Genomic DNA, 25,602 nt, shown 5'->3' on the forward strand with positions numbered 1-25,602 from the left:
ATCACTTACGTCGACCGTACCGCGCAGTGGTCGCCGTTGTGCCCACCACCGCCGGATCGGTGGTTGGCAGGCACCCTAACAAGGTCATTCGGTCGCTGTCGTTATTCGGTCACTGTGCCCCGATAGGCGTCCGCATCAAGCAACGCCGCCAACCCCTGGTCGAGCGTATCGCCGTCGACCTGCAAGTCCAACAACCACCCCTGGCCGTAGGGATCGGAGTTCACCAGGCCGGGGTTTGCCTCCAGATCGCCATTGACCGCAATCACTTTGGCGCTGACGGGGGCGTAGAGGTCCGAGACGGACTTGGTCGACTCGACCTCGCCGAACGATTCGCCGGCCGTGACATCGCTGCCGACGTCGGGCAACTGCACGTACACCACATCGCCCAGCGAGGACTGCGCGAAGTCGGTGATACCGACGCGCACGGTGTCGCCACCGGTGCGCTGCACCCACTCGTGTTCGGCGGTGTAGTGCAGGTCGGCTGGGATTTCGCTCACAGTGCTCCTCGGTGTCGGGCTGCTCATTTGACGGGCTGAGCGTATTGGCGGGCTTTCGGTTGCCGCAAGGTGGTGATCTCCACGTGGTCGGACTGCGAGACGGTCATTTGCCCGCCCACCCGTTCGACGCTGTCGACGGCGCCGCCCGGGATGTTCATCGCCGCCGCCAGGGTGGGTGGATCGCCAATGGCCAGAACAGAATACGGCGGGCTCAAAGTTTGCGTGTCGATCTCCAGCGCGCCGGCGCTGCCGACCACCCAGCTGTCCACCCCGATCCGCACGGCCCGCTGCCCGGAACGGATCTCCATCGCCTCGGCCCCCGCGGCGCGCAATTCGTTGATGACGTCGAGCATCGTTTCGGGCGCGACGCCCGGTCCCGGATCGTCGATCGTGATGCTCACGCCGGGTCCGGTGGCGCCGACGGTGCCGATCAGGATCGACAGCGCGGCCAGCCTGGCCTGGGCGTTCTGGATTGCGGCCTGGTCGCTGCTGCCCGCGGTCTGCATCGCCGCGAGGTTGCGCTGCAACTCGGCCACCTCGGTGTTGAGCGCGGCCTCACGTTGCTGCAGGGAGCCGAGCAGGACCAGCAGATCGGCCGGGCGCGCGGTGTCCAGCGCGTCACCGGATTCGGTTTGCCGCACCTGGGTGGCGATGCCGATACCGAGCACCACACACAGCAGCACGCCCAGCACGCCGAACATCTGCTGGGTGCGACTGCGGGGCCGCTTGACCGGCGGCGCGGTGCCGGGCAGTTCGTGGCGGCCGTGTTCGTCGGTCATCTCAGGCCCCGAACAGCTTGCGGCGCAACGCCGCGGCGTTGCCGAAGATGCGGATCCCGAGCACGACGATGATCGCCGTCGAGAGCTGGGTGCCCACGCCCAGCTGATCGCCGACGTAGACGATCAGCGCGGCGACGAGCACGTTGAACACGAACGACACCACGAACACCTTGGGGTCGAAGATCTTCTCCAGGTAGGCCCGTAGCCCGCCGAACACCGCGTCCAGCGCGGCGACGACGGCGATCGGCAGGTACGGCTGGATGACCTCGGGGACGCTGGGGTGCAGCACCAGGCCCAGCACGATGCCGACGATCAGTGCGGCGATTCCGATCATGCCTCTCCCTTGACCCGGGTCGCTTCGCTCTCCCCCTGGCCTTCGGCGGGGGGTACCCCCAGCCCACACATAACCCTAAGGCCCGATTTGCTTGGCAAATTTAATCTCTCGTACCGCACTCGCGGGCAACGACAGGCCGTCACCGTTGGCCACGCTGACCCCGACGCCGTAGGACGCCTCCAGCAGCCGCAGCCGCTGCAGGCCGCCGCTGTGGTCGAAGGTATCGCGCATGCTGTTCGGCGGTCCCACCGCGAGAATGGTGTACGGGCTGCTGATCGGATGATTGTCGACCAGGATCGCGCCGCCCGCTTGGCGGATCGTCACGTTGGGCCCCATCCGCACGCCGCCGACCGAGATCGCTTCGGCCCCACTGGCCCACAGCGAGTTCACCACGAGCTGCAGATCGCGATCGAGGATCACCTGCCGGCTGCCGGGCACCCGCTGGTTCGAGACGTCGGACAGGCCCCGGCTCATCCCGGGATCGGTGACCGTGACGGTCAGCCCGGGCCCGATGACGGCGGTGGTGGCCGCGGCCAGGCTGGCCGCGTCCAGCCGGCTGAGCAGGTCGCGCCCGGTGGCGTCGTCGCGCAGCTGTCGGCGCTGGATGTCGTCGGCCTGGGTGGCCAGCTCATCGCGGCGGTGGGTGAGCCGGTCGGTGGTGGCATCGGCCGATCGCACGCTGGCGGCCAGCACCTGCTGGGCTTCGTTGACGCCCGGGGCGGTGGAGCGGGCCTGGGCCACGGCGGCGGCGAACACCGCGGCGATCAGCAGCGCGGCCAGCGCCTGCCAGGCATGGGTGGCCAGCGGTTTGCGGGATCGCCCGGTGCGTTCGCGCTCGGCGGCGGCCGCGGCGTAGCCGGGGTCGAGGTGCTCGGTCAGCAGCGAGCGCAGCAGGCCCGGCAGCGGGATCAGGGTGGGTCGCCTCTCGTGGCGCTCGCTGCGGCCGGCCTGCGGGTCGTAGCCGCCCAGCGCGCTGTCAGCGGCTGGCATCGCCGACGCCCGCCCTGGGCAGCATGGTCACGACCAGGCGCACCTGCAGCAGATACAGGACCGCCGACCACAGGTACATCCCGACACCCCAGAGCAGGAAGCCCCAGCCTGCGGCGCCGACCACCCGGCTCCACAGCGCGTCCCGCTGCCCCAGCAGCACCAGCGGGAAGCCCGACATCAGCGCGAACGTCGCCGCCTTGCCGATGTAGGTGACCGGAAGGGCGGTGATCCCGCGGCTACGCACGATCGGCAGTGTCGCGGCCAGCACCAGGTCGCGGCCGATCAGCGTGATCACCAGCCACCACGGCACGACGCCGGCGAAGCCCAGGCCCAGCGGTACGGCCAGCATGTAGACGCGGTCGACCAGCGGGTCGAGCAGCGCCCCCAGCCGCGACGACTGGTTGGCCACCAGCCGTGCGATCTTGCCGTCGGCCCAGTCGGAGAATCCGCTGAACATCAGGATCGCGACCGCCCAGCCATAGGCATGGGTGATCAGCAGCAGATACAGAAAGACCGGCAACAGGACGAGCCGGATCACAGACAAGACGTTCGGGATCGTCAGCACCCGATCGCGGGCCGGCTGCGTCATGGACAAAACCTAACGGAAAACCCCGGGCAGACTCAGCGCGGACAACGTGTCGTCGTTGAGTGGGTTGTCGTGAACCATGTAGGTCCACGTCGAGGTCGGCCGGGCCAGTTTCGACAGATCCAGACCCTGCTCCTCTTCGAGGATGTTGGCCGTCTCGAACGTCTGCTGGGAGGCCTCGATCGCGTCGGCGGCCAGATTGGCAAACGCGTCCACAGCCATCCGGTGGAACTCGTCGAGCGGGTTCTGCCTGCCCAGGGCGCGCAGGTGGATGCTCTCCCGGATATCGGCCAGGTAGGCCAGGTGATCGGCCCAGCCGCGGTCGAGGTGGAAGAGCATGATCTGGCGGCAGATGATCTCCAGCTGCTCGTCGCTGGAGTTCGCGGCCAGCTCCTCGTAGCGCTCCGGCGACAGATCCTTCAGCTCGTTGCGCGCGGCGGGAGTGGACAGCAGGGTGTTGCGCCGCTCGACGATGATCGCGCGCTGCTGGGCGATGAGCTGGTTGTAGCGCCAGGTGTTGGCGTGCACATCGAGCAGCCTGCCCTCGGCCACCCGCTGGGCGTGATCGAGCAGGGTGCCGGCCTTGGCGCTGATGATCTTGCCGGAATCGTCGGCCTCGGTGGGCAGCTTGCCCTCGTCGAGATGGGCGACGACGACGTCGTCCTCCCAACTGGCGAAGAACACCGACGAACCCGGGTCGCCCTGGCGCCCGGCGCGACCGCGCAGCTGGTTGTCGAGGCGTTCGGTGCGGTGCCGTCCAGTGCCGATGACGTGCAGGCCACCGAGCTCGGCGACCTTATCGTGGTCGGTCTCCTCCGACCCGCCCAGCCGGATGTCGGTACCGCGACCGGCCATCTGGGTGGACACGGTGACGGTGCCGAGCTTGCCGGCTTCGGCGATGACGGCGGCCTCTTCCTCGTCGTTCTTGGCGTTGAGCACCACGGCCGGAACGCCACGGCGGATCAGCCGCTCGTGCAGTTCCTCGGATTCGGCGACGTCATGGGTGCCGACCAGGATCGGCTGGCCGGTGGCGTGCACCTCGATGATGTGCTCCATGATCGCCTCGGTCTTGGCCGCGGCGGTGATGTAGACCCGGTCGGCGGCGTCCTCGCGGACGTTGGGCGCGTTCGACGGGATCGGCGAGACGCCGAGCTTGTAGAACTGGCGCAGCTGCTCACCGGCGGCCAACGCGGTACCGGTCATCCCGCACACCGTCGGGTAGCGGTTGATCAGCGCCTGCACGGTGATGGTGTCCAGGACCTCGCCGGTCTCGGTGGTCTCGATGCCCTCCTTGGCTTCGACGGCGGCCTGCAGGCCGTCGGGCCAGCGCTGTAGCGAGGCGATCCGGCCGCGGGAGGAGTTGATCAGCTGCACGGCGCCGTCACGGACGATGTAGTGCACGTCGCGCTGCAGCAGCACATGCGCGTGCAGGGCGACGTTCACCTCGGTCAGCGTGGTCGTGACGTGCTCTTCGGAGTACAGGTCGATGCCGCCGAGCGCGGCCTCGAGCTTCCTGGCGCCGTCCTCGGTGAGGTGGACGTTGCGGCTGTCGGAGTCGGTGTCGTAGTCGATCCCCGCCGCCAATTCGCCTACCAGACGGACGATTTCGACCTTCGGGGTTTCGCGGTGGGTGGTGCCGGCCAGCACCAGCGGCACCAGCGCCTCGTCGACGAGCACCGAGTCGGCCTCGTCGATCAGCGCCACATCGGGGTTGGGCGACACCAGGTCGGCGACGTCGGTGACCAACTGGTCGCGCAGCACGTCGAACCCGATTTCGTTGACCGAGGCGTAGGTGACGTCGCATTCGTAGGCGGCCCGGCGCTCGTCGGCCGTCGACTCGGCGGTGATCCAGCCGACCGTCAGGCCCATGGCCTCGATCAGCGGGGCCATCCACTCGGCATCGCGGCGGGCCAGGTAGTCGTTGATGGTGACGACGTGCACGTTGCGCCCGCCCAGTGCGTAACCGGCCGCGGCGATGGCGCCGGACAGGGTCTTGCCCTCGCCGGTGGCCATCTCGACGACGTCTCCGGCGAGCATGCGCAGCGCGCCGAGCAGCTGTACATCGAAAGGACGGAGCGCGGTCGTCCGTTCGGCGGCCTCGCGGGCGATCGCCAGAAATTGCGGAATGTCGGCGGCGGCGGCCAGGTCGCCCAGTTCCAGCAGCTTGGCGGCCTTCAGCAGCTGTTCGTCGTCGAGGCCCTTGGCCTTCTCGTCGAACTCGGCTGAGGCCGACACCTCGGCCATCGACTCGGCTTTGGTCTTCTCGGTGCTGGCACCCAGGAGACGCCAGAAGCCCCGGCTGATGCGGCCGGGTCCGGCAGCGCTGTTCTTACGATCTTTCGCCACGTGACAACGGTACCGTCGGCGGCGTGACGGATGTCGACGTACTCATCGCCGGCGCGGGACCCATCGGACTGACCGCCGCGCTGGAGCTCACCAGGCACGGTGTGCACTGCCGGATCGTCGATCCGGTGATCGACCCGCCGCAGTACGCGAAAGCCGTTGGCGTGCAACCCCGGACCCTCGAAATTTTCGAAGGGATGGGACTGCTGCACCGTTTCCTCGACGCCGCGATTCCGCTTTGCGGCCAGTTCGTCTACGTCAACGGCGCGCGGGTCGGCGAGCTCGCCATGGCGGTCCCGCCCGACGTCCCGTTCGGCTTCGTCGGCCTGCCGCAGTACGCCACCGAGCGCATCCTGCGCGAGGAACTGGCTGACCTCGGGGTGCAGGTCGAACGTGGGGTGCGCCTGGAGACCTTCGAGCAGGATGCCGACGGGGTGACGGCCACGCTGAGCACCGAGGTGATTCGCGCCCGTTACCTGATCGGCGCCGACGGCGCGCACAGCACGGTGCGCAAGACGCTGGGCCTGGCCTTCGACGGTGGCGCGTTCGCCGAGCAGTACATGCTCGGCGATGTCCAGGTCGACTGGTCGGTACCGCGCGGCTATGTGGTGCGCAGCATGCATCAGATCGACGGGGTCACCGACGACATCCTGGTGGCCATTCCGCTGCCCGACCGGGGCCGCTACCGGATGGTCATGCTGGTGCCCGAGGGGCTCGACGCCGACGCGAAACCCGAACTGCACCACATCCAGGCGGTGCTGGACCGGCTGTCACCGGAGCCGACCACTGCCCGGAATCTGCGCTGGTCGTCGGTGTTCGGCATCAGCCACCGCATCGTCGACAGCTACGGCACCGGCCGGGTGTTCGTCGCCGACGACGCCGCGCACATTCACCCGCCGACGGGCGCGCAGGGCATGAACACCGGGATCCAGGACGCCCACAACCTGGCCTGGAAGCTGGCGCTGGTGCTGCAGGGCGTCGCGGCGGACGGCCTGGTGGCCAGTTACGACGCCGAGCGCAGGCCGGTCGGCGAAGAGGTGGTCGGCCGGACCGTGCGGCACGCCCAGCAGGGCATCGGCGCCGGCGAGACCGACCTCGACCACGTCCTGCGCCGGGAAGCTCAGCTGCTGATCGACTACGGCGACAGCCCGATCGTCGGGGCGTCAGGCGACACCGGGTTGCGGGCGGGCCTGCGCGCCCCGGATGCGACCGGGTTGGCTCGCGCGGCAGTCACCGCGCCGGTCCGGCTGTTCAGCGTGCTGGACCGCCGCCGGCATACCACGCTGCTGTACGCCGGTGCCGAGACGACGGCGGCCGACGTGGCACGGCTCGAAGAGGTGGCGGCGGCCGCGGTCGAGGCCGCACACGGTCAGATGGACGTCTACCTGGTGGCCGATCCGGACGCCGACGTCGCCGACACCGTGCTGCCCCTGCTGCGGGATGCAGCCGGTGAGTTCGCGGCGAGGTACGCCCCCGGGCCGTCGGCTGTGTTCGTCATCAGGCCCGACGGTTATCTTTGCTTGGCCGACCGCGACTCGCCCACGGCGGCGAACGTGACGGCGCAGCTGAAGCTCACATTTCGCTAGCCATCTCGGGCGGACCCGCGCGTTCGCCTGGATGCAAGGGTAGGTTCGCCGGGAAAGCCGCCGCAGGAGGAGTAACGCGTTGGAGAAGTTCACCCCGTCTAAGGACTGGGGGCACGAGCTCGTCCCGTCCCTGATCTGGATTTCCGAAGCGTGGGCGATCAGCGCTGTTCTGAGCGTCGCGGTGCTGGTGCTGCTGGCGCGCTACACCGTGTGGGGGCGGCAGTACTGGCGGATCACCGGCGATTACTTCAAGGGCCGCGAGAGCATCCGGGTCTGGATCTGGCTCGCGCTGTTGTTGCTGTCGACGATCATCTCGGTGCGCCTCGACGTGCTACTCAGCTTCTACAGCAACGACCTGTACACGTCGCTGCAGGTCGCCTTCCAGGGCGGCGCCGCAGGCAACGCGGAAGTTCGCGATTCCGGTATCCACGGCTTCTGGACCGCGCTGATCCTGTTCGGCATCCTGGCCACCATTTACATCGGCCGGGTGATGCTCGACATCTACTTCATGCAGCGGTTCATCATCCGCTGGCGCGTGTGGCTCACCGACCGGTTGACCTGTGACTGGCTCGATGATCACGCCTACTACCGCACCCGATTCACCGACACCGACATCGACAACCCCGACCAACGCATCCAGCAGGACATCGACATCTTCACCGCCGGGGTCGGCGCGTCGCCGAACACCCCGATGATCGGCAGCTCCAGCACTCTCGTCTTCGGGGCCATCAACTCGTTGGTGACGGTCGTTTCGTTCGCGCTGATCCTATGGAATCTGTCCGGCCCGCTGACCTTCGCCGGCATTACCCTCGGCCACGCGCTGTTCTGGGTGGTGCTGTTCTATGTGATCTTCGCGACGATCATCGCGTTCTGGATCGGCCACCCGCTGATCAAGCTGAGCTTCCGCAACGAGCTCACCAACGCGGTCTTCCGGTATGCGCTGGTCCGGCTGCGTGATTCCGCCGAGGCCGTCGGCTTCTATCGCGGCGAGAACGTCGAGCGCGGTCTGCTGCGCACCAAGTTCGCCCAGATCATCGCCAACTATCGCCGGTATGTGAATCGCACAATCGCGCTGACCGGGTGGAACCTCTCGATGAGCCAGATCATCAACCCGCTCCCGCTGGTGATCCAGGCGCCCCGCCTCTTCGCCGGCCAGATCGACCTCGGCGACGTCACGCAGTCGTCGAGCGCGTTCGGCTCCATCCACGACTCACTGTCGTTCTTCCGTAATGCCTACGACTCGTTCGCCTCCTACCGGGCGGCCATCATCCGTCTGCACGGACTGGTCGACACCAATGCCGAGGCGCGCGAACTGCCCAAGCTGAGCGTCGTGCCCAGCCCGGACGGTGCGGTGGAGCTGCGCCAGGTGGAGGTCCGCACGCCCAGCGGGGAGCAGTTGGTCGACGCGATCGACCTCCGGTTGGAACCGGGCGAGACGCTGGTGATCACCGGATCGTCCGGTGCTGGTAAGACCACGCTGCTGCGCAGCCTGGCCCAGATGTGGCCGTACACCTCCGGTGCGCTGTGTCGCCCCGACGACGACGAGACGATGTTCCTGTCGCAGATGCCCTATGTGCCCCTTGGTGATCTGCGCACGGTGGTCTCGTACCCGGCGGCCTCCGGTGAGATCACCGATGGTCAGCTGCAACACGCCCTGAACAGTGTGGCGCTGTCGCACTTGATGATTCGGCTCGATGAGGTCCAGGACTGGGCCAAGGTGCTGTCCCCGGGTGAGCAGCAGCGCATCGCGTTCGCCCGTGTGCTGCTGACCCGGCCCAAGGCAGTCTTCCTCGACGAGGCCACCTCGGCTCTCGACGAGGGCCTGGAGTTCGCCCTGTACGACATGGTCCGCACCGTGCTGCCGGACACCATCCTGGTCAGCGTCAGCCACCGCACCACCGTCGAGCAGCACCACGCCAAGCACCTGCAGCTGCTCGGTGGCGGCGAATGGCGGCTCGGCGAGGTCGACGGCAAGGAAACCATCAAGCTGTAGTGCGGTGGTAGCGCCCGTCGTCCTCCCTTGGTCGTAGATCAAGATCATTCCTCGGCACGATGTGCTTGGGGCGCAATGTTTTTAGCGTTGGGTGCATGACATTTGCACACGCTCGAAGCGTCACCGCCGGCGCGGTGCCAGTCGTGGCGCCCCGCACGGTATTTCGTCGCCGCCCCGTTGAGCTGGTCAGGAGCTGGGCCGCTGCCGTTCGCGCGGCCATGGCACCTGATGAGGGTCGGCGCAGACCGCCATATCCCGCGTTGCGTACCGAATTCATGGAAGACGCGGCGATGAAGCGGGAGATGCACCGCCTCTAGTGGTGCGTGTACTACCAGCGGAGTACATCCCGCGGGCGATGTGGCCAGCGGGTGGCCCGCCTAGGCTTGTCCCATGCTGGTTGCGGTGAGGCGACAGTTCCGGGAGTGGGCCAGGAGCCGAGAGCCGATGATCCCGGCGGGCTTCAGTTGGACGTTCGTCGTCATCATCGACGTGACCATGGTGGCGATCGGGCTTGTCGCGACGCTGCAACGGCCGATGTCCGATTGGCCGGTGGCACTGGCGGCAATCGTCGTCGCGTTCATGCCCTGGGTGCTGTTCTTCGTCTTCAACGTCTGCAAGTACGAGGGGCCAGCGCTGTGGGCCGCATGGATGGCCGGTACGGCGGTCCTGCTCTTCGCCACCTCCACACCGGTGCGCGGTGATTTCGCACCGCTGCTGCTCACCCTGACCGTCGGCGTCGTCGGCGCCATCACCTCGAAGCTGGGCGGCTTCCTCGCGGCCGCATCGGCTGCGGCGCTGTTGATCGGCGCGGCAGCGGCGCATCGGCTGGAGACTCCCGAGCTGTATCTGGCGTTCCTGGGTATCGGCTGGCTCGTCGGCTACCTGATCCACGTTCAGCGCCAGCTGCTCATCGAACAGCAACGGACCCAGGCCGAATTGGCCGCGCACGCCGCAGCTGACGAACGCCGCCGGATCGCCCGTGAAATCCACGACGTCATCGCGCATTCCCTGAGCATCACGCTGCTGCATCTGACCGGTGCCCGGCACGCGCTCGAGCACGGCGGCGCCGACGCTGCCGCGGTCGACGCGCTGCGACAGGCCGAGGAACTCGGACGCCAGGCGATGTCGGATGTGCGCCGCACGGTCGGGCTGCTGGACGCGGGCAACGAGTCCCTGGCCCCGGAACCCGGCGTCGAGGACATCGCCGGCCTCACCGACGATTTCATCCGAGCCGGGCTCAACCTGACCGCCGAGATCCGCGGGTCCTACCAGAACGTCTCTCCCGCTGCGGGATTGGCGCTCTACCGCATCGCCCAGGAATCGCTGACCAACATCGCCAAGCACGCACCGGCGTCATCGTCGAGCCTGGCTCTGGTGATCTCCGCGCACGAGGCGACGTTGAGTGTTGTCAACGACGCGGACGGCGCGGGCGTTGTCCCCAGGACCGCACGGGGGCGAGGACTCAACGGGATGGAACAACGGATCGAGATCTTCGGCGGCACCGTCCATGCCGGCCCGCGCGGCGACGGCTGGTCGGTGCGAGCGCAACTGCCGCTGGACACGGCGCGATGAGCGACGAGGACGTTGTGACCGCGCTGATCGTCGACGATCAGGAGCTGGTGCGATCAGGCCTCGCCCTGATCCTGCAGCGCCAGCACGGTGTCATGGTGGTCGGTGAATGCACCGACGGTGACGAGGTCGACGACGCCGTGGGCCGGCTTCGGCCCGACGTCGTCATCATGGACCTCCGGATGAAACGCATGGACGGTATCGAGGCGACCCGGCGCCTGTCTGAGGCCGGTGGGCCCGCGGTGCTGGCCCTGACGACCTTCAACGACGACGAACTGCTGTCGGGCGTATTGCGTGCGGGCGCAGCCGGTTTCGTGCTGAAGGATTCCCCTGCCGAGGAGCTCATCCGCGCGGTTCGCGCGGTCGCCGCCGGCCATGGCTATCTCGACCCCGCGGTGACGGGGCGCATCCTGAGCGCCTATCGAAATACCGCGCAGCCGGCCCGGCCCAGCCCCGCGCTCGACGGCGTCACGCCCCGTGAGCTCGACGTGCTGACGTTGATCGCGCGTGGCCGGACCAACGGCGAAATCGCTCATGAGCTAGGCATTTCCGCCCTGACCGTGAAAACACACATCGGGCGGATCTTCACCAAACTCGGCCTGCGCGACCGCGCTTCGGCGATCGTCTTCGCCTACGACAACCGCATCGTGAGCTCGCCCTAGACCTTCGCGGTGGCCGCGGCGTGCGTGCCGGCGCGGCGCCCGAAGAACGAGCCCTCCCCCAGCTGCGTGCCGCTGGCGTAGCCCTTGCCGTCCTGGGCGATGTTGGATGCACACGCCCCGGCCGCGTACAGGCCGTGGATCACGCTTCCGTCGGCCCGCAGCACCTCGCCGTTGACATCGGTGGCCAGGCCGCCGACGGTGAACCCGGAGTACATCGCCTTGCCCAACGTCAGGTCGAAGGCGCCCCACGGCCCCTTGTCTTGCGGCGCAAGGAATTCCGGCTGCTTGTGGAACTCGGGGTCCTCGCCCTTGGCGGCATGCTCGTTGTAGTTGTTCAACGTCTCGACGAGGTTGCCGGTCGGGATCCCGAGTGCGGCCTCCATCTCCTCGACGGTCTCCCAGCCGTCGATGAAGGTGATCAGCGGGATCTCCGGGCGCTGCATGTGCGACTCGTCGACGATCAGGTACGCCGCGCTGTCGGGCTGGTCCATCACGTAACCCGACGTGCGCGAGTGGTAGCCGTCCTCGGTGACGAATCGCTTGCCGAACTTGTTGACGATGATGCCGGTCAGCAGGATTGACGGCGGGTAGACCGGCGCGGTGATGAACACCTGGTCCATGTGCTTGGTGGCACCGCCCACCGACTCACCGAGACGGATGCCCAGCCCGTCGTCGTAGGTGTTGCCGAGCACGAACGGCTTCTCGGCGAGTTTCGGGGTGAACTTGGCCACCATCTCGGGATTCATCACGAACCCGCCCGCGGCGATCACCACCGACTTGGCCTTGATCGACCCGGTTTCGTTGAAACGCTTCCAGGCCACGCCGACGACGCTGTCGTTGTCGACGACGAGATTTGTTGCGCCCGTTTCGTAGCGGATCTGCACGCCAAGTTCGGCGGCCCGCTTGAGAAGCAAATCGATGACCATCGCCGCGCCCTGGGTGTCACCGGGGACGGGGACCTTGTGCCCGCGCGGAGCCGGCACCGCCATGTTCTTGTACGGCCACACCTTCTCGTTGCCGGTGAACATCAGGCCCTCGGTATTGGGCTGAATCACCGCCTTTTCCGGGTAGTAGGAGCGCTCGAAGGCCACTCCCAACTCCTCGAGCCAGTTGAAGTGCTCGACACTGCCCTCGCAGTAGGCCCGGATCTTGTCGAGCTCGGGTTCGCGGGACACCGCGACGAGGTACTTGTACATCTCCTCGACGCTGTCGCTGTGCCCGGTCGCCTGCTGCACGGCGGTGCCGCCGCCGAGGTAGAAGTGACCCCCGGCCATCGACGTGGTGCCGCCGGCCACGGCGGCGCGCTCGAGCACCAGAACCCGGGCGCCCGCCGCCGCGGCGCTCACAGCCGCGCAGCCGCCGCCAATGCCGAAACCGATCACGACGACGTCGACGTCGTCGGACCACTCGGCCACCTCGGCGGCGTCGACGGTCGCGGGGATGTCCAGGCCACTCATTGCTGCTCCTGTTTCACATAGTCGAAGAACGTGCGGATGTCGTCGGGGATGTAGGCGATCTCGAGGTAGGGCACTCCGGCCGCGGGGGCGGACACGTACGCGAACTGCATGCCGCCGGGCATCTCTCCGCGCGCGGCGACCTCGGCGCCGGCCAGCGCGGCTTCGAACGCGTCGGGGTCGGCGGCCTCCACGCAGATGTGGTGCAGGCCGGGGCCGCTTTGGGTCAGAAACTCGGTGTAGATGCTCTCACCGCTGGTCGGGGCGATGAGCTCCAGCTGGGTGTCGCCGGCGTAGCTCAGCGAGATGTCGGCGTGGTAGTCGGCGGGTGCGCCCCGGTGCACACAGGTGTCGGGTCCGAAGTGCACATCGGGCATCCGAATCCATTTCCTGGCCCCGAGCAGCGCCGTCAACGTCGCTTCGGTGGCGTCCAGGTCGTGGGTCACCCACGCAATCTGGACAGGTGTCTGGCTGGTCATCGGTTTGAGGATATCCCCGGCCCGCCGGTGTGGCTAGAACGTGTTCTAGTTCTGCGGGTTCACGGTCAGCAGATCGATGGCCAACCGGATCTGCTCGTCGAACAGAACCCCGGGATCGGTGAACGTGTCGGCGCCGTACTGGTCGAAGATCTCCAGGCTGATCGCGCCGATGATCAGTGCCCAGACCGCGGTGCACCGGATCACCAGCGCGTCGTCGCCGGGAAAGCCGAACTCGTCACGCACCCGCAGGAGGTCCGCCGACATCGGTTGTGCGACATGATCTTCGGTGAGTGCGATGTCTCCCGTCGCCACCCCGGTGGCCACCGCGTCGAACAACATCCCGATCACCCGGGTGCCCGGCCCGGTGGTCAGGTCGGCAGGCGCGTGATAGCCCGGCACCGGGCTGCCGTAGAGCAGCGCCCAGTCGGCAGGCTGGGCGGTCGCCCACTGCCGCAGCGCGTGGGCGATCGTTGCGACGTCCGCGCGCCAGCCGCCGTCGGTGTCCGCCCGGGCCTGCCCGACGGTGTCGGCCAGATCGGAATAGGCGTCGACCAGCAACAGGGTCAGCAGCGCGTCACGGCTGGCGACGTAGCGGTACACCGCCGAGGACACCATGCCCAGTTCGCGGGCGATCGCGCGCACCGAGAGCCCCGCCGCGCCCACCGTGGCCAGCTGCCGTCGGCCCAGCTCCACGATCTGCGCCTCGATGCGTTGTCGCGTGTCCTCCCGTTTCCCCACGCGCCGAGTCTCGCACGTTCGAGATCACTGCTCTTGATTTTGGCGGAGCCGGCTGGCATCCTCGAAACAAGAGCACCGCTCTCTAAATGGAAGGCAGGCCGATGAACCAGCACTACGACCGCCCGAACGCCGCAGCGCGGGTCTTCAACGCAGTCGTCCGACGGCTCGCCGAGGCCGGCATCAGCATCGCGGGAACCCGAGCCCTGCGGGTGCGCGGCCGAAAGTCCGGCGCACTGCACAGCGTGGTCGTCAATGTGCTCCGGGTCGACGGCGTCGACTACCTGGTGTCGCCACGCGGGAACACCCAGTGGGCGCGCAACGCACGGGCGGCCGGCGCTGTGGAGCTGGGTCCGCGCTGGCGGCATACCCCCGTCGCGGTCACCGAGGTCGCTGACGACGAGAAGCCCGACCTGCTCAGGCGCTACCTGGATCGGTGGTACTGGGAGGTCAAGGGGCACATTGCCGGCCTCACGCCGGACTCCAGTGCCGATCAGTTACGCGCAGCCGCCCCGGTCATCCCGGTGTTCGCGCTCGCGCCCTAGTTGGCGTTCGTCTCTTGGGCGGCGGCCACATTGACCACGCCGATGCCGGCATTGGCCTGCTGGCTGGTGGCCACCCAGGACACCGCCGCGGGGAAGGTGCCCCACGTGCTGTTGAACAGCCCGATGATCACGGCCTTGTTGTTGTCGACCGGCATGTAGACCGGCCCGCCGGAATCACCCTTCTGGCTGACCACGCCGTTCTCCATGGTGAACCAGCCGTTGTTGACCCGCTCGATCGATCCGCAGCTCTCGCCGGTGACGACGCCGAAGTGGCAGACCGGCTGGCCGGCGGCCATCGCCGGGGCGGCCTCGGCAACCAGCTGACGACCGCCGGGCAGGATGTTGTTGATGACGACGTCGGGGGCCAGGGTGATCGTCTCGTAGTCGGAAATCACCTGGTCGGTGCGCACGACGGCACCGTCGGGGGTGTTGTCCTGGGACGTCGAGACGGTGCCGATGATCTGGCCGTCACGATTGGTGACGGGCCCATCGGCGCGGCAGTGGCCGGCCGAATAGGCGATCCGCGCGGCGGGGTCGACGTAGCCGAGCGTGCAGACGTTACTGGCTTGGCGGATCTCCATCCCGGGTGAAACGACGACGCCGGGAGTAGCGTGAGCGGCTGGTGCCACGATCGCGGACGCAGCCAAGACGGCGGCGGTGGCGAGGAAACCCTTCCGAGCAAAACGCGACACTGTACACCCCGATCGGTCGGCGACTCGTCAAGGACGCGCCGCGAAAGTATCTCGACTGTGTATCGGCGCCGATCTCAAATCGTTACCAACGAACTATGACGTACCCGGCGTGTCGCCGCAGCAATCCCGTCGAAGGGGTTTACAAGCGCGTTAGGAGTCGAACCCCAGCCCGAGCCGGTCGAGGGTGCGCAGGAAGATGTTGCGTTTGCCCGCGTTGTGATCCGCGCGGTTCAGCGACCACCGGGTGGCCTGGATGCCGATGCTTGCCGCCGGCTCGGGCGGGAACGGAAGCGGTTTGCGGTTGACCATCTCGAGTTCGGTGCGCTCGGTGGGATGCCCGTCGAGCAGGTCCAGGCAGACGTCGGCGGCGAACCGGGCCGCACCCACTCCGAGACCGGTGAATCCGTTGACGTAGGCGATCCGCCCGCGCCCGGCCAGGCCCCAGTGCGCACAGAACCGGGTGTTGGTGTCGATCGCACCGGCCCAGCGGTGGCTGAATCGGACATCCTCGAGTTGCGGGAAGGTGATGAAGAAGTGCGCGGCGAGGCGGCGGTAGGTCTCCTGCCGGTCTTCGTAGGCCGGGTTGACCCGACGGCCGAAGTAGTAGACGGCGTCGTATCCGCCCCAGACGATCCGGTTGTCGGCCGAAAGCCGGTAGTAGTGGAACTGATTGGCGCTGTCGCCGATCCCCTGCCGCGATTGCCATCCGATGCGGTCGAGCTGAGCCGGCGTCAGCGGTTCGGTGGCCAGCACATAGTCGTACACCGGAATCGTGTGCAGCCGGTTGCGCTTGAGCAGGCTGGGAAAGACGTTGGTGGCCAGCACAACCTGGTCGGCCTCGATCACGCCGGTGCGGGTGGCCACCTGGATGCCGTTGCGGTCCCGCTCCACCGACAGCGCCGCGGTGTGCTCGAAGATCTGCACGCCCGCCTCGGCGCACACGCGAGTGAGCTCGAAGACCAGCCGGGCGGGATGGACGATCGCACAGGTGTCGGCCGCGAACAGCCCGGCCTGATAGGTCGGCGAATCGACTTGGGCGCGCACCGCGGCCTGGTCGAGGAATTGTTCGTGGCCGTCCTCGGCGCCTTCCCGTAGCCACTCGACCTGATGCGGCTCGGTGGCAACGGTCAGCATGCCGGTGCGTTCCCAGTCCACCGCCATGCCGTACTTCGCGATGTCGGCCTGCATACCGTCGAGGTTGGCCAGCCCGAGCTTCTCCAGCTGGTCGAATTCACTTGGCCAACGGGACTTTCCGTTCTCGGCACCGTGGGTGATGCTGGCCTCGACGAAGCCGCCGTTGCGTCCCGATGCCGCCCAGCCGACCCGCTCGGCCTCGATCAGCACGACGCGCGCGCCGGGGTTGCGCTCGATCGCGTGCAACGCGCTCCACAGGCCGGCATAACCACCACCGACCACCAGCAGGTCGCAGCTCAGGCCGGCGGTCAGCTTCGGGTAGTCGGGACGGGGAATGTCCAGCCACATCGATCCGAACGACGCCGACCCCAGTGCTCGGGAGATCAGCGCGGCGTCGACGGGGCGATCGAATACGGTCTGCACGTCAGAATCCTGCCACGGCGTCGCCGCGCTACCTGGCGAATCGGGCGAGCAGGGGGCCGATGGTGGCCAACACGAATACGTATGGGGTGGCGAGGGATCCGATCGCGGCCACTGATGTTCCGGCCAACCCGATGATCACCAGCGAGAACTCGCCGCGGGCGATCAGCGCCGTGCCGGCACGCAGCTGACCCGGCCGTCCCACGCCGTCGCGGCGGGCCGCGTAGACGCCGGTGGCCACCTTGGTGATCGCGGTGACCGCGGCGAGTAACGCGGCCGCCGGCAGCATCGGCACCAGGTCTTTGGGATCCACCGACAGCCCGATCGCCAGAAAGAACACGGCGGCGAACAGATCGCGCAGTGGCGTCAGGACGGCGCGGGCCCGTTCGGCGGTCTCCCCCGTCAGCGTCAGCCCGACCAGGAACGCGCCGACCGCCGCCGAGGCGTGCAGATGTTCGGCGGCAGCCGCGACGAGCAACGTCAGGCCGAGGATGCGCAGCAGGAGTTGCTCGTCGTCCGGGTGCGCGATGAGACGTCCGACGTGATGGCCCCAGCGATACGACGCCGCGAACACCGCGACCAGCGCGATCATCGCGGCGCCCATCCACAGCAGCGCCTCCCACCAGGTGCCGCCCGCCGCCAGCACCGCAAGCAGCGGCAGGTAGGCGGCCATCGCGAAATCCTCGAGCACCAGGATCGACAGCACCGCGGGGGTTTCCCGGTTACCCAGCCGGCGCAGGTCGTTGAGCAGCCGGGCGATCACCCCGGACGACGAGATGAATGTGATGCCGGCCATCGCCAGGATGCCGACGAAGTTCAGGCCGAGCAGCCAGCCGGCGATCGCACCCGGGGTGGCGTTGAGAACGAGGTCGACGCCGGCCGACGGCAGGTGACGCCGCATGCTGGCGGCGAACTCGCCGATCGAGAACTCCAGGCCCAGGGTCAGCAGCAGCAAGACGACGCCGATCGTTGCGCCGGTCGACACGAACTCCCCTGCCGCCGGAATCGGCGCGATACCGCCGTTGCCCAGCGCCAGCCCCGCGAGCAGGTACAGCGGGATCGGTGAGAGTGCGAACCGGCGCGCCAGTGTTCCCAGGAAGGTCAGGACCGTGAAGATGACGCCGAGTTCGAGGAGGAGCGCCGCCGACACCGCCACCGGCGTCAGCCTTGGTCGACGATGCGCCGGACGCCTGCGATGCCGTTTTCGGTGCCGATGACGACGAGGACGTCATCGGCGTGCAACACCTCGGCCGGACCCGGCGAGGCCAGCACTTCCTCGTCGCGCACGATCGCCACGATCGACGCGCCGGTGCGGGTGCGCGCCTTGGTGTCTCCGAGCGGCCGGTCGACGAACGGTGAGGTCGGGACGATCTCCACCTGACCGGCGTCCAATCCTGGGACCTCCTTGGTCAGGTCGGCGAAACGTTCCACCATCCGTGGGGCGCCGAGGATCTGCGCCAACGCGTCGGCTTCGTCGTCGGTGAGCCGGAAAACCGGTCGCGCCTGGTCGGGGTCGGCGGCGCCATAGACGACGAATTCGAAATCACCACTGCGACGGGCGATCACGCCGATGCGGTTGCCGTCGGCGTTGTCGAACTCGTAGCGCAGCCCGACTCCGGGCAGCAGGACTTCCTTGACCTCCATGGGCTCCATCCTCGATGACGGCACCGATGCTGTGAATTATCTGTTCGCCACCGTAACGGACTGCGCGGCCGCCGTGGGCGTCCAGCCCGGCGGCCCGAACACGTAGCCAAGCCGATCGCGCCAGCGGGTGGCCGCGCGCACGTCATGCGCGATCGCCACGTACTCGCGGGTCTGCAGCTTCCAGATGTTGAAGGTGTTGACCGGTTTGGTCAGCCCGTAGTGCGGGCGGAACAGTTCGGGCTGGAAACTGCCGAAAAGGCGATCCCAGATAATGAAAATTCCACCGTAGTTCTTGTCCAGATATTCGGGATCCATGCCGTGGTGCACGCGGTGGTGCGACGGGGTGTTGAACACGAACTCGAAGGCTCTGGGCAACGTGCCGATGCGTTCGGTGTGGATCCAGAACTGGTAGATCAGGCTGATCGAGAAGCTGGTGAACACCATCCACGGCGGAACGCCCAACAGCGGCAACGGAATCCACATGATGATCTCGCCGCTGTTGTTCCACTTCTGCCGCAGCGCGGTCGCGAAGTTGAAGTACCGGCTGGAGTGGTGGGCCTGATGGGTGGCCCAGATCAGCCGCACCCGGTGTGCGGTGCGGTGGTAGGCGTAGAACAGGATGTCCACCCCGACGATCGCGATCACCCACGTGTACCACTTCGTCGGCGACAGATGCCACGGCGCGACGTAGGCGTACAGCGCGGCATAGCCCAGCAGGGCCAGGAACTTCCAGGCGCCCATCGTCGCCACCGACACCAGGCCCATCGAGATCGAGTTCCAGGCGTCGCGGGTGTGATAGCCGCCCGACGCGGGGCGGTCCTCCTCGGTCAGCTTCTCGAGCTTGCGGGCAGCGGTCCACTCGATGATCAGTAGCAGCAGAAAGAACGGGATCGCGAACAGCACCGGGTCGCGCATTTGAGGCGGGAGAACGGACAGCCATTCCCCGATTCGGTCCACGTCAGACACCTCCCGCACGGGAGTCTAACGCGCCTTGTTAGACACCGGTTCAAGAAGCGGGTCAGCGGAAGCTGAGCACTTCGTCACCCCAGGCCTGCCGGATCTGGCGGTCCAGGTCGTCCACGACACGGTCGTGGGCGTCGATGACCAGGGTGGCGCGGTCGTCGCTGCGGTAGGGCGCCCATTGCGGCTGGCCGATCGGCACGTTCGGATCGCCGGTGGCCGCGAACGCGGTCCAGCGGGCACGCATCCGCGCCGAGAGCTCGTCACCGGTCTTCAGCCCGCCGAGTTTGAAGGTCACGTCGCGGGGGCCGGACACCAGGTTTCCCCACACGTAGATCAGCTCGGTGGCATGGGCGGCGCCGAGCTGGATCAGCTTGAAAATCGGTGTCGCCCAATCGAATCGGTAGAGGTACACCGGAGCCGACGCGCTGTGCCCCTCGGCGAACCACACGGTCGGCATCCGGAAGCCCATGTCGCGGGCCACCTCGATGCTGCGGGTGCGGGCCCGCCGGGCCGGGTAGGCCATGCTGACCTGCTCGGCGGTGGGAAGCTGCAGGCCCGGCTGGTCGTCGGCCATCTCTGTGAACATCGTGCGCACCGCCTTGGGGGCGACAGGCATCAGCGGCGAACGCATGAACCGGAACAGCTTGGCCTCGTCCTTGTTGGTGCCGATCAGCAGCGGCACCGGGTGGGTCTTCCCGGCGCGTGCCAGCGTCACCGGATAGTCCGGGACGAGATCGCCGTCGACCGTCGGCGCGAACGCCAGCCGGCCCGGCATCGCCGTCGGGATGTGATCGAAGATCTCCATGGAGGCGTCGATCAGCGTCTGCACGGGCGCCCGGTGGGCTTCGGCGGCGGTCATACCGAGCCGCTGCAGGAACATCTCGGACACCGCGCTCGCACGCTTGCTGTCGTAGACCGACGTGGCCGGTGCGCTCTGGGCAATGGCACGCGAGAACAGACCGGCCGCCTGCGGGACCGCCAGCAGCGTGGTGATGATCCCGGCCCCGGCGGATTCGCCGAACAGGGTCACCCGGTCCGGGTCGCCGCCGAATCCGGCGATGTTGTCCTGCACCCAGCGCAGTGCGGCCAGCACGTCGCGCAGGGCGACGTTGCTGTCGAAACCGGCCGACGAGAGGTCGATGAAACCCAATGCCCCGAGCCGGTAGTTGATGGTCACGACGACGACGTCGGACTCGCCGGCCAGGACCGATCCGTCGTACAGCGGCTGGCTGCCGGAGCCGAAAATGTAGGCCCCGCCGTGCACCCAGACCATCACCGGCTTGGGCGAGATGTTGACGGCATCCACATCGGACGGCGCCCAGATGTTCAGGAACAGGCAGTCCTCGTCGGCGCGGGTGCCCAGGCCCATCGGGATGGGGCTGCGAGGCTGCGGGCTGACCGGTCCGAAGGCCGTCGCGTCCATGATCTCGGCCGACGGCTCCGGCGCCACTGGCGCCCGCCACCGCAGCTCGCCGACGGGCGGGGCGGCGTAGCGAATGCCCTTCCACGTCCTGACCCGGCCGTCATCGCTACCGCGGACCGGGCCGTATCCGGTCTCGACGACCGGCTGGCCGGGGACCTGGCGAATATTGGTGTCCGCTGTCATCCCATCCACGTTACCGACGGGTAACCGCGTTTGCGGTATGACGGCCGACACAAATCGGCGCCCAGCTATCCTGACCAGGCTGATAGCCGATGGAGGTGCGGGGCGTGCGGAAGTGGGCACTACTTCTGGCCGCCATCTGTGTCGAGGTCACCGGCACCCTGTCGCTGCGGGCTTCCCAGGATCACCGGGCCTGGCTGATCGTGGTCGTCATCGGCTATGTCGCCTCGTTCTATTTCCTGGCCCAGGTGCTGCGGGCCGGCATGCCGGTCGGTGTCGCCTACGGCGTCTGGGGCGCGGTGGGCACCGCGGCGACGGCGGCGCTGGCCGCGGTGATCTTCGGCGACCCGTTCACCACCCCGATCATTGTGGGCATTGGGCTGATCATCGTCGGGGTCCTGATGGTCGAGCTCGGCTCCCGGCACCAGGAGACCCCGTCATGATGTGGTTGACGCTGGCCGGGGCCATTCTCGTCGAGGTGTGCGCCACCCTGTCGTTGCGTGCGTCGGACGGCTTTCGCAAGAAGGTCTGGATCGCGCCGATGTTGATCGGCTACCTGATCTCGTTCACGCTGCTGTCGGTGACGCTGTCGCTGGGGATGCCGGTCGGCGTCGCCTACGGGGTCTGGTCGGCGGCGGGTGTGGCGCTGATCGCGGTGATCGCGCGGGCGTTGTTCAAAGAACCGCTCACCCCGCTGATGGTGGCCGGCATCGGGCTGATCATCGCCGGCGTGCTCACGATCGAACTGACTGGCTCCGCGGGCTGAGCACGCGCGCCAGCACCACCGCGACCAATCCGGCGGCGACCACACTGAGCAGCCCGGCGCGCAGCGACACCGCGTCGGCGACCGCGCCGACCACGATCGGCGAACCCAGGAAGCCGGCGCGCATCAGCCAGCTCAGCACCGTCAACCCGGTGCCGGGACGCAGACCGGGAAGCTCGTCGGCGGCATGCATGGCGCCCGGGATCAGGGTGGCTGAGCCGAAACCGGCGGCCGCGAATCCGGCGATGGTGCCGGGCACACCCGGGAACGCCAGTGCGGCCGCCATACCCACCGCGATGATCAGTCCCCCGGCACTGGCCACGGCGCGCTGTCCCCACCGGTCGACCATCCGGTCACCGAGCACCCGGCCGATGAACTGGAAGCCGATCATCGCGACGTACCCGAGCGCGGCGATCGCCGCCGGAGCCGATAGCGAGTTGTGCAGGTACAGCGTGGCCCATGAGCTGCCCGCGTCCTCGACGACAGCACCCGCGATCGCGATGGCCACCAGCGCGGCCAGCACGAGGTGGACCGATCGAATCGGTGGCCGCGGCTGGTTCCCATGGGGCGTGGGATCGCCATCGTGGTCGGGACCGGTCAGCAGGAAGCGATACGCGATCACGCAGACCGCAACGAACAGCACGCCCGACACCGCCAGTTGTGCCTCTCGCGGGATGCCGAGATAGATTGCGCCCGCACCGATGAGGCCACCGAGTACGGCACCGGAGGACCAGACCGCGTGCAGCGAGTTGATGATGAACCGGCCGTAGGCGCGCTGCACACGCAGGCCGTGCACGTTCTGCGCCACGTCGGTCACCGCGTCGGCCGCTCCCGCGCAGAACAGCGCCGCCGCCAGTGTCACGCCGCTCGGTGCCAGGCCGGCGGCAAGGACGAACGCGGCGATCAGCACGCTGGTCGTGACCGCGACCACCGAGGAGCGATACCGGCGGATCAGCGCAGCGGCGGTCGCACCGCTGAGCAGCGCACCGGCCGAGAACGCGGCGACCGCCAGGCCGAAGGCCGTGTTGGACAACCCGAGGTCCGCCTTGATCTCGGGATAACGCGGCAGCAGGTTGGCGAACAGCGCGCCGTTGGTCAAAAACAGCGCCGCCGTCGCGACCCGGGCCCGGCGGAGTCGCACGTCGAGTTCGGGGGTGCCCACGTGAGGCGAGGTTACGGGTAACCAAGCAAGATGACAGCCATGACTGACGCGTCGCTGGCCGAACTCGCCCACCGATTCGGCGTGGCCACCGAGTATCACGACTGGACGGGACGGCTCGAGGCGGTCGACGAGGCGACGCTGGTGGCGGTGCTGGGCGCACTCGGCATCGACGCCGGCTCCGAAGAGGGCCGGGCAGCGGCACTTTCGGCCGAGGACACCCGGTACTGGTCGCGGTCGCTGCCGCCGACGATCATCGGCCGCGCCGCGACCGAGACGTCGTTCTGGGTTCACGTCAACCACGGCGATCCGGCGCACGTGTGGGTTCGGCTCGAAGACGGCACGGTCCGCACCGGTGTGCGGCAGACCGACAACTGGACGCCACCGTTCAACCTGGACGGCCGGATGGTGGGTGAGGCGACGTTCGTCCTGCCTGCGGATCTACCGCTGGGCTATCACCAGGTGCATCTGCGCTCCGGTGGCCAGGAGACGAGCACGCCGCTGATCATCACCCCGGCGTGGTTGGGGCTGCCGCCGCGACTGGGCGCCCGCCGGACCTGGGGGTTGGCCACCCAGCTGTACAGCGTGCGCTCGAAGAACTCCTGGGGCGTCGGGGATCTCGGCGATCTCGCCGACCTCGCGGTGTGGGCAGGTGCGCGTCATGGCGCCGGCTACATCCTGGTGAACCCACTTCATGCGGCCGCGCCCACCCAACCGATGGAACCCTCCCCCTACCTGCCGACCTCGAGGCGGTTCACCAATCCGCTATACCTGCGGGTCGAGTCGGTCCCCGAATTCGCGTTCCTGCCCAAACGCGGCCGGGTGTGGAAACTGCGCGCGGCCATCCAGGGGCGTGCCCGCAAGGTCGACACGATCGACCGCGATTCCTCGTGGGCAGCCAAACGCATTGCGCTGAAAGCGATTTACCGTGTACCCAGGTCGGCGGGGCGTCAGCTGGCATTCGACGCCTTCAAGGAGCGCGAAGGCCGGGCTCTCGACGACTTCGCCACCTGGTCGGCGTTGGCCGAGAAGCACGGCGGCAACTGGCACGAGTGGCCCAAGACGCTGCGGCACCCGGGCAGCCCCGAGGTGCTCGCCTTCGCGCAGCGGCACAGCTCGGCGGTCGACTTCCACCGCTGGCTGCAATGGCAGCTCGACGATCAGCTCGCCGCCGCCCAGTCTCAGGCGGTCCGGACCGGGATGGCGCTGGGCATCATGCACGACCTGGCGGTCGGGGTGCATCCCGACGGCGCCGACGCCTGGGCCTTGCAGGATGTGCTCGCACTCGGGGTCACCGCGGGCGCGCCGCCGGACGAGTTCAACCAGCTGGGGCAGAACTGGTCACAACCGCCGTGGCGTCCCGATCAACTGGAAGAGCTTGGCTACCAACCGTTCCGGGAGCTGATCCAGGCGATCCTGCGGCATGCGGGTGGGGTCCGGATCGATCACATCATCGGGTTGTTCCGGTTGTGGTGGATTCCCGCGGGCGCATCGCCGACCAAGGGCACTTACGTGCGCTACAACCATGACGCGATGATCGGGATCGTCGCGCTCGAGGCCTATCGGGCCGGGGCCGTCGTCGTCGGCGAGGATCTGGGCACCGTCGAGCCATGGGTCCGTGACTATCTGCGGGCGCGAGGGGTGCTGGGGACGTCGATCCTGTGGTTCGAGCTGGATCGTGACGGGGGCGGCGGCCCGCTACCTGCCGAGCGGTGGCGCGAGCTGTGCCTGTCCTCGGTGACCACCCACGACTTGCCGCCGACGCCCGGCTATCTGGCCGGTGAGCATGTCCGGCTGCGCGACGAGCTGGGCTTGCTGACCCGGTCCGCCGAGGACGAGCTTGCCGACGACCGCGCCGAGCAGGCAGCCTGGATGGCCGAACTGCGCCGGGTCGGTCTGCTCGGTGCGGATCCCGACGAGGAGCAGGTGATCCTGGGCCTGTACCGCTATCTGGCCCGCACACCGTCGCGGTTGTTGGCACTTGCACTGCCGGACGCCGTGGGCGACAAGCGCACCCAGAATCAGCCGGGCACCACCGACGAGTATCCCAACTGGCGGGTTCCGCTGACCGGGCCGGACGGCGCCCCCATGCTGCTGGAGGACGTGCTGACCGATCCGCGGGCCGCGAGACTGGCGGCCGCACTGCACGCGGCCACAGTGCCACGCCCGGAGTAGCGATGCCGAAATACAGTGCGGGCGTGCTGTTGTACCGGATCACCGACGGCGTCGCCGAGGTGTTGATCGGCCATCCGGGTGGCCCGTTCTGGGCGCGTAAGGACGACGGTGCGTGGTCGATTCCCAAGGGTGAGTACGAGCCCGATGACGATCCATGGGCGGCGGCGCAACGTGAGTTCGCCGAGGAGCTGGGCTGCGCGCTGCCCGATGGTCCCCGGCTGGCGTTCGATCCGGTCAAGCAGCCGAGCGGCAAGGTGCTGACGGTGTTCGCCGTCGGCGCCGACCTCGACGTGGCCGACGCGCACAGCAACACCTTCACACTCGAATGGCCGAAAGGGTCGGGGCGGCTGCAGGAATTCCCCGAACTGGACCGGGTCGGTTGGTTTCCGGTGGCGCAGGCGCGCCGGAAACTGCTCAAGGGCCACGTGGTGTTCCTGGACCTGCTGATGGCTCATCTGGCGGGACCGGGCGAAGGCGACGCAGACCCGGAGGGTTAG

The 25,602-nt window shown here is 68.0% G+C and carries 26 protein-coding genes; 10 read left to right on the plus strand and 16 right to left on the minus strand.

Going from position 1 to position 25,602, the window contains the following annotated elements; genetic code table 11:
• Positions 1-101: 101 nt before the first annotated feature.
• From gcvH to secA2, 6 genes are all read right to left on the minus strand, one after another.
• Entirely contained in the window at positions 102-497 is a 396-nt protein-coding gene (gcvH, locus tag EV580_RS20155; protein ID WP_133692953.1) for a glycine cleavage system protein GcvH, read from the minus strand.
• Between the two features lie 23 nt (positions 498-520).
• Complete coding sequence (locus EV580_RS20160; RefSeq protein WP_133692954.1) at positions 521-1,276, minus strand: DUF881 domain-containing protein; 756 nt, start codon at positions 1,274-1,276, stop codon at positions 521-523.
• Position 1,277: 1 nt separating this feature from the next.
• A complete protein-coding gene (locus EV580_RS20165; RefSeq protein ID WP_133692955.1) occupies positions 1,278-1,610 on the minus strand; it encodes a small basic family protein in 333 nt (110 codons plus the stop codon).
• 75 nt (positions 1,611-1,685) lie between these two features.
• The gene (locus EV580_RS20170; protein ID WP_133692956.1) at positions 1,686-2,600 is read right to left on the minus strand and encodes a DUF881 domain-containing protein; all 915 of its coding nucleotides are present in this window, start codon (positions 2,598-2,600) and stop codon (positions 1,686-1,688) included.
• A complete protein-coding gene (locus EV580_RS20175) occupies positions 2,587-3,189 on the minus strand; it encodes a CDP-alcohol phosphatidyltransferase family protein (protein WP_133692957.1) in 603 nt (200 codons plus the stop codon). The genes EV580_RS20170 and EV580_RS20175 overlap by 14 nt, the downstream gene beginning before the upstream one ends.
• 9 nt (positions 3,190-3,198) lie before the next feature.
• Positions 3,199-5,532 carry an accessory Sec system translocase SecA2 gene (secA2, locus tag EV580_RS20180; protein ID WP_133692958.1) on the minus strand — a complete coding sequence of 778 codons (2,334 nt, stop codon included), beginning with the start codon at positions 5,530-5,532 and terminating at the stop codon, positions 3,199-3,201.
• Positions 5,533-5,555: 23 nt separating this feature from the next.
• Between secA2 and EV580_RS20185 the strand changes: the two genes are divergently transcribed.
• From EV580_RS20185 to EV580_RS20205, 5 genes are all read left to right on the plus strand, one after another.
• Positions 5,556-7,115, plus strand: coding sequence for an FAD-dependent monooxygenase (locus tag EV580_RS20185; protein ID WP_133692959.1), 1,560 nt, complete (start codon positions 5,556-5,558; stop codon positions 7,113-7,115).
• Positions 7,116-7,194: 79 nt separating this feature from the next.
• On the plus strand, positions 7,195-9,108 hold the full coding sequence (locus EV580_RS20190; protein WP_133692960.1) for an ABC transporter ATP-binding protein/permease: 1,914 nt from the start codon (positions 7,195-7,197) through the stop codon (positions 9,106-9,108).
• Between the two features lie 95 nt (positions 9,109-9,203).
• Complete coding sequence (locus EV580_RS20195) at positions 9,204-9,425, plus strand: hypothetical protein (RefSeq protein WP_133692961.1); 222 nt, start codon at positions 9,204-9,206, stop codon at positions 9,423-9,425.
• Between the two features lie 73 nt (positions 9,426-9,498).
• Positions 9,499-10,680: a sensor histidine kinase gene (locus tag EV580_RS20200; protein WP_286171692.1), complete on the plus strand. Its 1,182-nt coding sequence runs from the start codon at positions 9,499-9,501 to the stop codon at positions 10,678-10,680.
• Positions 10,677-11,339, plus strand: coding sequence for a response regulator (locus tag EV580_RS20205; protein WP_133692962.1), 663 nt, complete (start codon positions 10,677-10,679; stop codon positions 11,337-11,339). The genes EV580_RS20200 and EV580_RS20205 overlap by 4 nt, the downstream gene beginning before the upstream one ends.
• Here the strand turns inward: EV580_RS20205 and EV580_RS20210 are convergent.
• The 3 genes from EV580_RS20210 to EV580_RS20220 are packed head-to-tail and all read right to left on the minus strand — an operon-like array spanning position 11,336 to position 14,010.
• Positions 11,336-12,796, minus strand: a complete 1,461-nt coding sequence (locus EV580_RS20210) for an FAD-binding protein (RefSeq protein WP_133692963.1) — start codon at positions 12,794-12,796, stop codon at positions 11,336-11,338. The two genes, EV580_RS20205 and EV580_RS20210, sit on opposite strands and share 4 nt — an antisense overlap.
• Positions 12,793-13,272 carry a VOC family protein gene (locus EV580_RS20215; protein ID WP_133692964.1) on the minus strand — a complete coding sequence of 160 codons (480 nt, stop codon included), beginning with the start codon at positions 13,270-13,272 and terminating at the stop codon, positions 12,793-12,795. Before EV580_RS20215 ends, EV580_RS20210 begins: the two co-directional genes overlap by 4 nt.
• Positions 13,273-13,317: 45 nt before the next feature.
• Positions 13,318-14,010 carry a TetR/AcrR family transcriptional regulator gene (locus EV580_RS20220; RefSeq protein WP_133692965.1) on the minus strand — a complete coding sequence of 231 codons (693 nt, stop codon included), beginning with the start codon at positions 14,008-14,010 and terminating at the stop codon, positions 13,318-13,320.
• A gap of 101 nt (positions 14,011-14,111) precedes the next feature.
• Here EV580_RS20220 and EV580_RS20225 point away from each other — a divergent pair, with 101 nt between their 5' ends.
• A complete protein-coding gene (locus tag EV580_RS20225) occupies positions 14,112-14,552 on the plus strand; it encodes a nitroreductase/quinone reductase family protein (protein WP_133692966.1) in 441 nt (146 codons plus the stop codon).
• On the opposite strand, the gene EV580_RS20230 is transcribed toward EV580_RS20225, so the two are convergent.
• The 6 genes from EV580_RS20230 to EV580_RS20255 form a co-directional block, all read right to left on the minus strand.
• Complete coding sequence (locus tag EV580_RS20230; protein ID WP_133692967.1) at positions 14,549-15,244, minus strand: Rv1815 family serine proteinase; 696 nt, start codon at positions 15,242-15,244, stop codon at positions 14,549-14,551. The two genes, EV580_RS20225 and EV580_RS20230, sit on opposite strands and share 4 nt — an antisense overlap.
• A 150-nt stretch (positions 15,245-15,394) precedes the next feature.
• Positions 15,395-16,801: an NAD(P)/FAD-dependent oxidoreductase gene (locus EV580_RS20235; protein WP_133692968.1), complete on the minus strand. Its 1,407-nt coding sequence runs from the start codon at positions 16,799-16,801 to the stop codon at positions 15,395-15,397.
• Between the two features lie 28 nt (positions 16,802-16,829).
• The gene (locus tag EV580_RS20240; protein WP_133692969.1) at positions 16,830-17,954 is read right to left on the minus strand and encodes a cation:proton antiporter; all 1,125 of its coding nucleotides are present in this window, start codon (positions 17,952-17,954) and stop codon (positions 16,830-16,832) included.
• A gap of 5 nt (positions 17,955-17,959) precedes the next feature.
• On the minus strand, positions 17,960-18,442 hold the full coding sequence (locus EV580_RS20245) for a cation:proton antiporter regulatory subunit (RefSeq protein WP_133692970.1): 483 nt from the start codon (positions 18,440-18,442) through the stop codon (positions 17,960-17,962).
• 36 nt (positions 18,443-18,478) lie between these two features.
• Complete coding sequence (locus tag EV580_RS20250; RefSeq protein ID WP_133693164.1) at positions 18,479-19,357, minus strand: sterol desaturase family protein; 879 nt, start codon at positions 19,355-19,357, stop codon at positions 18,479-18,481.
• 103 nt (positions 19,358-19,460) lie between these two features.
• Positions 19,461-21,011, minus strand: a complete 1,551-nt coding sequence (locus EV580_RS20255; RefSeq protein WP_133692971.1) for a carboxylesterase/lipase family protein — start codon at positions 21,009-21,011, stop codon at positions 19,461-19,463.
• 104 nt (positions 21,012-21,115) lie between these two features.
• Here EV580_RS20255 and EV580_RS20260 point away from each other — a divergent pair, with 104 nt between their 5' ends.
• Together EV580_RS20260 and EV580_RS20265 are read left to right on the plus strand one after the other, a co-directional pair.
• Positions 21,116-21,451, plus strand: a complete 336-nt coding sequence (locus EV580_RS20260; protein ID WP_133692972.1) for a DMT family transporter — start codon at positions 21,116-21,118, stop codon at positions 21,449-21,451.
• A complete protein-coding gene (locus EV580_RS20265) occupies positions 21,451-21,774 on the plus strand; it encodes a DMT family transporter (RefSeq protein WP_166654806.1) in 324 nt (107 codons plus the stop codon). The genes EV580_RS20260 and EV580_RS20265 overlap by 1 nt, the downstream gene beginning before the upstream one ends.
• Here the strand turns inward: EV580_RS20265 and EV580_RS20270 are convergent.
• Positions 21,743-22,933: an MFS transporter gene (locus EV580_RS20270; RefSeq protein WP_133692974.1), complete on the minus strand. Its 1,191-nt coding sequence runs from the start codon at positions 22,931-22,933 to the stop codon at positions 21,743-21,745. The genes EV580_RS20265 and EV580_RS20270 overlap by 32 nt on opposite strands.
• 30 nt (positions 22,934-22,963) lie before the next feature.
• Between EV580_RS20270 and malQ the strand changes: the two genes are divergently transcribed.
• Both malQ and EV580_RS20280 read left to right on the plus strand, forming a co-directional pair.
• The gene (gene malQ / locus EV580_RS20275; RefSeq protein ID WP_502703937.1) at positions 22,964-25,105 is read left to right on the plus strand and encodes a 4-alpha-glucanotransferase; all 2,142 of its coding nucleotides are present in this window, start codon (positions 22,964-22,966) and stop codon (positions 25,103-25,105) included.
• A gap of 2 nt (positions 25,106-25,107) precedes the next feature.
• Entirely contained in the window at positions 25,108-25,602 is a 495-nt protein-coding gene (locus EV580_RS20280; protein ID WP_133692976.1) for an NUDIX hydrolase, read from the plus strand.

Origin of the sequence: Mycobacterium sp. BK086 (assembly GCA_004362315.1) — a bacterium.
Classification (GTDB): Bacteria; Actinomycetota; Actinomycetes; order Mycobacteriales; family Mycobacteriaceae; genus Mycobacterium.